Source organism: Nocardioides sp. (assembly GCF_051876515.1).
In the GTDB taxonomy this organism is placed as follows: domain Bacteria; phylum Actinomycetota; class Actinomycetes; order Propionibacteriales; family Nocardioidaceae; genus Nocardioides.
Genome location: NZ_JBJEHY010000170.1, coordinates 21,282 through 28,468, shown reverse-complemented (window position 1 = coordinate 28,468; position 7,187 = coordinate 21,282). Strand labels below are relative to the sequence as shown.

8 protein-coding genes are annotated in these 7,187 nt (G+C 70.5%); 7 read left to right on the top strand and 1 reads right to left on the bottom strand.

The genetic code is table 11. The features are described from left to right. Positions 1-78 precede the first annotated feature (78 nt). The 7 genes from ACI379_RS12930 to ACI379_RS12900 all read left to right on the top strand — a co-directional run bounded on the left by ACI379_RS12930 (position 79) and on the right by ACI379_RS12900 (position 5,367). Positions 79-1,230 carry an LLM class flavin-dependent oxidoreductase gene (locus ACI379_RS12930; RefSeq protein WP_439792500.1) on the top strand — a complete coding sequence of 384 codons (1,152 nt, stop codon included), beginning with the start codon at positions 79-81 and terminating at the stop codon, positions 1,228-1,230. A 34-nt stretch (positions 1,231-1,264) separates the two neighbouring features. Next, positions 1,265-1,924 (top strand): FMN reductase, encoded by a 660-nt coding sequence (locus ACI379_RS12925; protein ID WP_439792499.1) that lies wholly within the window; start codon positions 1,265-1,267, stop codon positions 1,922-1,924. Positions 1,925-1,980: 56 nt separating this feature from the next. Continuing rightward, entirely contained in the window at positions 1,981-2,721 is a 741-nt protein-coding gene (locus ACI379_RS12920; protein WP_439792501.1) for an alpha/beta hydrolase fold domain-containing protein, read from the top strand. A 155-nt stretch (positions 2,722-2,876) separates the two neighbouring features. Further along, a complete protein-coding gene (locus tag ACI379_RS12915) occupies positions 2,877-3,299 on the top strand; it encodes a VOC family protein (RefSeq protein ID WP_439792498.1) in 423 nt (140 codons plus the stop codon). A gap of 157 nt (positions 3,300-3,456) precedes the next feature. After that, positions 3,457-3,915 (top strand): hypothetical protein, encoded by a 459-nt coding sequence (locus ACI379_RS12910; protein WP_439792497.1) that lies wholly within the window; start codon positions 3,457-3,459, stop codon positions 3,913-3,915. Then, entirely contained in the window at positions 3,912-4,529 is a 618-nt protein-coding gene (locus tag ACI379_RS12905) for a hypothetical protein (protein ID WP_439792495.1), read from the top strand. Before ACI379_RS12910 ends, ACI379_RS12905 begins: the two co-directional genes overlap by 4 nt. Positions 4,530-4,554: 25 nt before the next feature. Continuing rightward, positions 4,555-5,367 (top strand): hypothetical protein, encoded by an 813-nt coding sequence (locus tag ACI379_RS12900; protein WP_439792494.1) that lies wholly within the window; start codon positions 4,555-4,557, stop codon positions 5,365-5,367. A gap of 234 nt (positions 5,368-5,601) precedes the next feature. On the opposite strand, the gene ACI379_RS12895 is transcribed toward ACI379_RS12900, so the two are convergent. Then, positions 5,602-7,137: an SDR family NAD(P)-dependent oxidoreductase gene (locus tag ACI379_RS12895; RefSeq protein WP_439792493.1), complete on the bottom strand. Its 1,536-nt coding sequence runs from the start codon at positions 7,135-7,137 to the stop codon at positions 5,602-5,604. Positions 7,138-7,187 lie beyond the last annotated feature (50 nt).

Below are 7,187 nucleotides of genomic sequence, written 5' to 3'. Positions count from 1 at the left end.
CCCGTGTGCGGAATAGATCGGCTGGACACCCGGTTGCGAGTAGTACAAACTTCAACCATCTAGCGATCAGGAGTCGTCATGCAGTTCGGAATCTTCAGCGTCAGTGACGTCACCACTGACCCCACCACCGGCCGTACGCCCAGCGAGGGCGAGCGCATCGCTGCGATGACGAAGTACGCCCTGAAGGCGGAGGAGGTCGGCCTCGACGTCTTCGCCACCGGCGAGCACCACAACCCGCCGTTCGTCGCCTCCAGCCCCACCACCCACCTCGGGTTCATCGCCGGGCAGACGAAGAACCTGCAGCTGTCGACCGCGACGACGCTGATCACGACCAACGACCCGGTCAAGATCGCCGAGGACTTCGCGTTCCTGCAGCACCTCTCCGGCGGCCGCGTCGACCTGATGATGGGTCGCGGCAACACCGGCCCGGTCTACCCGTGGTTCGGCAAGGACATCCGCGACGGCGTGAAGCTGGCGGTGGAGAACTACCACCTGCTGCGCAAGCTGTGGCGCGAGCCGGTCGTCAACTGGTCCGGCGAGTTCCGTACGCCGCTCCAGGGCTACACCTCGACGCCCGCCCCGCTCGACGGCACCCCGCCGTTCGTGTGGCACGGCTCGATCCGTACGCCCGAGATCGCGGAGCAGGCCGCCTACTACGGCGACGGCTTCTTCCACAACAACATCTTCTGGGACATGGCGCACACGGCGAAGATGGTCAACCTCTACCGCCGCCGCTTCGAGCACTACGGCCATGGCTCCGCCGACCAGGCGATCGTCGGGCTCGGCGGTCAGGTGTTCCTGGGCGAGACCGAGGCGGAGGCCAAGAAGCAGTTCCGGCCCTACTTCGACAACGCCCCGGTGTACGGCCACGGCCCGAGCCTGGAGGACTTCTCCACCGTCACGCCGCTGACCGTCGGTACGCCCGAGCAGGTCATCGAGCGGACGCTGACCTTCGCCGACAACGTCGGTGACTACCAGCGTCAGCTCTTCCTGATGGACCACGCGGGTCTGCCCGAGCACGTCGTGCTGGAGCAGATCGAGATCCTGGGCAAGGAGGTCGTGCCGGTGCTGCGCAAGGAGTTCGAGCGCCGTCGCCCCGCCCACGTCCCCTCCGACCCGCCCACCCACGCCTCGCTGGTCGCCGCCGGCCCCGAGGCCCCGCACCACCTGGTCGAGCCGGCCCGCGAGGTCGCCGAGGCTGCCGCCGCGGCCGCCCAGTCCGACAACTGACCACCCCACCCGAACGCACAGAAGGAGCACCGACATGACCCGTCGAGTCGTCGCCGTCACGGCCGGGCTGACCGTCCCCTCGTCCACCCGGCTGCTCACCGACCAGATCACCGAGGCCGTCTCCGCGCAGGTCAGCGCCCGCGGGGAGGACGTCGAGGTGACCGTCCTGGAGCTGCGCGAGCTGGCCGGGGAGCTGGCCACGTACATGACCTCGGGCGGCATGCCGACGCAGCGGATCACCGAGGTCCGCGACCTGGTCGCGTCCGCCGACGGTCTGGTGGCGGTGACGCCCGTGTTCAGCGCGTCGTACTCGGGGCTGTTCAAGATGTTCTTCGACGCCCTCGACCCCGACGCCCTGACCGGCGTGCCGGTGCTGATCGGTGCCACGGCCGGTTCGCCCCGCCACTCGCTGGTCCTCGACCACGCGATGCGCCCGCTCTTCTCGTACCTGCGGGCGGTGGTCGTGCCCACCGGCGTCTTCGCCGCGACCGAGGACTTCGGTGGCGCGACGGGGCTGGCCGAGCGGATCACCCGGGCGGCCTCGGAGTTCGCGGCGCTCCTGGTCTCCACCGACGCGTACTCCGTCGGCGGGTTCGGCCCCGACCAGGGCACTGCCCCCCGGCGCCGCTCGGGCGACGACCTGGACGACTTCACGTCGTTCGGTGACTTGCTGCGCGGCCACTCGGGCAGCTGAGCGACGGAGGAAACCCCGGCGCCAGCCGCCGCTCACCTCCCTAGTAACGCGCAGTTATCCGTACGAGGAGCCGTCAACTGACTGCACCTCGTACGGATAACTGCGCGTTACTAAGGGGGAGGGGCGGCAGAGGAGGGGAGGGACGCGGGCGAGGAGGGGCGTCAGCCCTCCAGGACCTCCAGGTCCAGGTTCATGCGGCGGTGCTCAACGTGGAGTACGCACTGGCGCCGGGGCACATCCCTTCCCCGACCGCGCCTGAGCAGGCGTACGACGTGCTGGTGTGGGCCGCGTCGTCGGGCCGTGAGTGGGACGGGTCGCGGCTCACCACCGGTGGCCAGAGCGCGGGGGCGGGCCGCGCCCTGGCCGCGTGCCGTCAGGCGGGCCAGCACGGTACGCCCGCCTCGCTCCTGCAGCTGCTGCAGTACCCGCCCACCGACGCCGTGCACCCACGTACCTTCCCGTCGAAGGCGATGCTGCGGCCGTGGATGCTGGACGTCTTCGACGCCTCGTACGTCCCCGACCCGGCGGACCGCGCCCACCCGTGTGTCTCGCCGGCGTACGGCACGAACTCCGCCGCCGACCAGATCGCCGGGATCGCCCCCCCTGGTGGTGCTGTGCCGCGAGGACACCCTGTACCGCGAAGGGGCTGTGCTCGCCGACGCGCTCGGGGCCGCCGGGGCCCTGCGCGAGCGGATCGACCTCGACCACTCCTACGACGTCACCGACAGCGCGCCCGGGGTGGTGGCGGAGATGTACGACCGGCTCGCCGCCACGTGCGCGGGGCCGTCGCGGGTTGAGTCAGGCGGTCACGACCGGCCCTCGCGGACCCACCGAAGACGGTTGGGACGGTGTCAGGTCGCGGTGGACGGTCTGGTCGGGGACGAGCAGGTCTACCGTGGGCCGTCGGGGCACATCCCGCCCTCGCCACCCCTCCACACCCGCAGGAGATCTCATGGCTTCCCGACTCAACCCGTACGTGAACATCCTCGACGGTCGGGCCCGACCGGCCCTGGAGTTCTACCAGTCCGTGCTCGGCGGCGAGCTGTCGCTCTCGACGTTCGGGGAGATGGGCATGGAGGGCCCCTTGGCGGACCAGATCATGCACGGCCAGCTCGAGACGCCGGCCGGCTTCACCCTCATGGGCGCCGACGCGCCGCCGGAGATGGTGCCGGTGACCATGGGCGACAACGTGTCGGTGAGCATCTCTGGTGACGCCGGTGACGCCGACGCGATGCGTGGCTGGTTCACCGGCCTGTCCGAGGGTGGCGAGGTGAGGCAGCCGCTGACCCAGGCGCCGTGGGGCGACGAGTTCGGCATGTTCGTCGACAAGTTCGGCATCAACTGGATGGTCAACATCGCTGGCTCGGCCGGCTGAGGTGCACCGCCCGCGGCACCCCGTACGGTCGCCGCGGGCGGGGCGCCGCGCGCCATAGCACCTCTGTTTGCGTATCAAACCTGTGGGGTTTGGCCGTGCGAGCGCTCCGTGATCACTAAGGTGCGAGACACACCGTCCCCAACGGAAGCGCGCCCACGTGTCGATCCCAGAGCCACCTCCCCTGCCGAGCCGGCGTGCCGCTGCCGGCGTCGAGCCGCCTCGACCGGCCCTCCCGCCGGGCCTCAGCCTCGACACGATCCGGCACGCCGCGATGTACGCGCGTGAACGTCTCGAGGAGGACCTGCTGTCCTTCGTCGTCTTCGACCGGGCCAACGGTGAGGCCGTGTACGGCGCGCGCACCTGGCCCGAGGGCAACGCCCAGCTGTTCGAGCTCAGCCAGCGAGTCGACGCGCGGCTCCCGATCCCAGACGAGCTCGGCGAGATCCGGGACTGGTGGCTGCTGGACCTCCCGGTGGACAAGAAGCTGGTCGTCTTCCTGGCCATGGGCCCGCGTCACCGCGGCGTCATGATCGTCGACAACACGTACGGACGGATCGCGAAGGTGTTCGGCAACGTCATCCCCGCCATCCAGATGCGCTGCAGGGAGGGCTGGTGACCATCAACGTCCAGGGCGCGATCGAGACGCCCGTCCTCACCGGTGCCTTCGGCGCCGCACTCCTGGAGGACCTTGCCCACGTGCTCCCGTCCATCGGCCTGTCGCCGGTGGCGGTGGCCCTGACCCAGCACGAGACCCGCCACGACGGGGCCCAGCCTGCGCTGCTCCTGGTGCTCGGGGAGGGACAGACCCACTCCCAGCTCCTCGACGTGGGCCAGATCGGGATGGCGACCGTCTTCAACGACGTCCTGCCCCGGGTGACGCCCCGCGCCTCGGCCCCGGCACCCACGTACGCGCCCGTCGTCCAGCAGACCGCACCGGCCGCTGCCCCGCCCGTTACCGCCGCGCCTGCCACCGCGCCTGCCGCGCCGACCCCCGCTGAGCCCGAGGCACCGCAGGCGCCCGGTGGCGCTGTGGGGGAGGCCCGGATCTGGGGAGCCTTCGAGGACGCCCTGCGCCCCCAGCTCGGCCGCGGCACCACCAAGGCGGTGGAGGCCACCCGCAAGGGCGCGGCCGGCATGAGCGAGGCACAGCTGCTCGAGTTCCTCGCCGACCGGCTCGGCAACTTCGGTGCCGCCACCGTCGAGTCCTTCCGGTCCGCGCTGCACGGCTGACCCCACCTCAGAGATAGGAACCCCCTTGTCCGTCAAGAATCTCTTCTGGGCCATCCTCATCGGCCTCTTCGTCGCTCTGGCGTTCTGCACGGTGAGTGGCTCGGACGCCGCCAAGGAGACGGTGGGCTGGCTGTTCGTGGTGGCCAACGCGGCCGGCGCGTTCGCGGCGTGGCACCTCAGCGGCCGCAGCGACGGCCTGATCAAGGACTTCACGCGGCTGCTGTCGTTCGGCCTGATCGCGCTGTCCGGCTGCTACCTGTCGTACCGCATCTTCCCGCTCGCCGACGCCCCTGCGTTCGGCGACGCCCTGTGGGTCTGCGCCTACGCGATGTTCTTCGTCGCCGGCATCAAGGGCACGATGGTCCTGGCCGACCTGACCTTCCGTGACGGTCGCCGCGACATCTGGATCAGCATCGGCATCGGCCTGCTCATCACGGTGCTGATGCACTTCTTCGTGGGTCTCCCGGCGCTGGCCGACGACGCGACCGACGGCCAGGTGGCGACGTACCAGGCAGGTCTGCTGATGATGGCGGTCGCGATGTCGACCGGCGCGATCTACATGATCCTCGCCTACCGCAGCGCCGGCGGTCAGTACGCCTCCCCGCTGATCTTCAGCATGGGCTTCATGCTGCTCGCCGGCATCGCCGACTTCGTGTACGGCATGATCCACCCGGCCATCGCCAGCGGCATCTCGCCGGCCTCGACGCTCGTCCCGCAGGCCGACGTGAGCGACTGGATCCGCATGGCCTCGCAGGCCATGATCTTCCTGCTCGTCATCAAGCAGCTGCGCGACCTCGACAAGGAGGAGGCGGCCGCCGCCGCCCCTGCAGCCGTCTGACCGCGCTTCGCGCCCACCGGCCCGCGTCTGCCCCTGCAGGCGCGGGCCGTCGTGTTCCCCGGGGGTTGCGTTCCCGGGGGTTGCGTACCCCGCTGTCGAAGTCCCCGCCTTGGCGGGGACTTCGACCTGTTGTGGGGGTTGCAACGCCCACAACAGGTCGGTTTGCCCCCATTGACCGTCGCCGACGAGGTGCGGGAGCCACGCAGCGCCGGCGCTCAGACCTTCAGCGGAGCCTCACCAGGGGGAGGGCTTGTAGTCCTTCACGAAGCAGCCGTACAGGTCCTCGCCGCTCTCGCCGAGCACGATCGGGTCGTACACGCGGGCGGCGCCGTCGACGAGGTCGAGCGGGGCGTGCCAGCCCTCGGCGGCGATCCGGAGCTTCTCGTGGTGCGGGCGCTCGTCGGTGATCCAGCCGGTGTCGACCGCGGTCATGAGGATCTTGTCGGTCTCGAACATCTCGCCCGACGACGTGCGCGTCATCATGTTGAGCGCCGCCTTGGCCATGTTGGTGTGCGGGTGCCCGGCGCCCTTGTAGCGGCGCGAGAACTGACCCTCCATGGCGGAGACATTGACGACGTACGCCCGCTGAGACGACGCGGCGCGGGCGGCGGCGGCCATCGCCGGACGCAGCCGCGAGACGAGCAGGAACGGCGCGATCGAGTTGCACAGCTGCACCTCGAGGAGCTCCAGCGGGTCGACCTCGTCGACCGTCTGCGTCCAGGAGTTGTTGACCTGGATGTCGGGCAGCAGCCCACCCGCGTCGACGGGGGTCCCGGCCACGTGGGCCTCGAGCGAGGCGCTGCCCGCCTTGAGCGCGAGCGCGGTGAGGGAGGCGGCGTTGTGGGCGGCGAGCGCCGACTCGGCGGACTCTCCGTCGTGGTGCGCCACCGCCACGTCGGCCAGGGCGCCCGCGATGGCGGCCGGGTGCGCCTCGGAGATCCGGTCGAACGACAGCATCTCCGGCAGCGACACCCCGTCGGGCAGCGGCGCGAGCTCGCCCTCGGTCAGCGGGGCGTACGAGCCGGGCGTGCGGCGTACGGTCTGGCAGGCGTTGTTGATGAGGATGTCGAGCGGGCCCGCGGCGGCCACGTCGTCGGCGAGCGAGACCACCTGCGTGGGGTCGCGCAGGTCGATGCCGACAACCTTGAGCCGGTGGATCCACTCGGCGGAGTCCTCCATCGCGGAGAAGCGGCGCACCGCGTCCTTGGGGAACCGGGTGGTGATCGTCGTGTGCGCGCCGTCGCGCAGCAGGCGCAGCGCGATGTACATGCCGATCTTGGCGCGCCCGCCGGTGAGCAGCGCCCGCTTGCCGGTGAGGTCAGTGCCCTGGTCGCGCTTGGCGTGGCTGAACGCCGCGCACTTCGGGCACAGCCAGTGGTAGAACGCGTCGACGAGGGTGAAGTCCTCCTTGCAGATGTAGCACCCGCGCGCGGTGATCAGCTCACCCGCGAAGGCGCCGACGGTGTTCGAGACCAGCGGGATCCCCGCGGTCTCGTCGTCGATCCGCATCGGCGACCCGGTCGCGGTCATCTCGATGATCTTCTGGTCGTGGCGCTGCTTCTCCATGCGGATCTCCGCACGGCGCGACTTCTTGACCAGCTTGTACATGTACGACGCCTCGCGCTTCATCAGGCGTACGTCGGGGTGGTCCGGCCCCAGCGCGGGCAGGGCTCGCAGCACCTTGATCGCGGTGGCCAGCTCCTCGGGATCGATGCCGGGGACCTCGGCGGTCTCGTCGGGCGTCGGCGTGGGAGCTGCGGGGTCGTTCACGCAGGTCAGGGTACGGCGGGCCCGTCGGGCTGCCTCAATCCGAGGCCAGC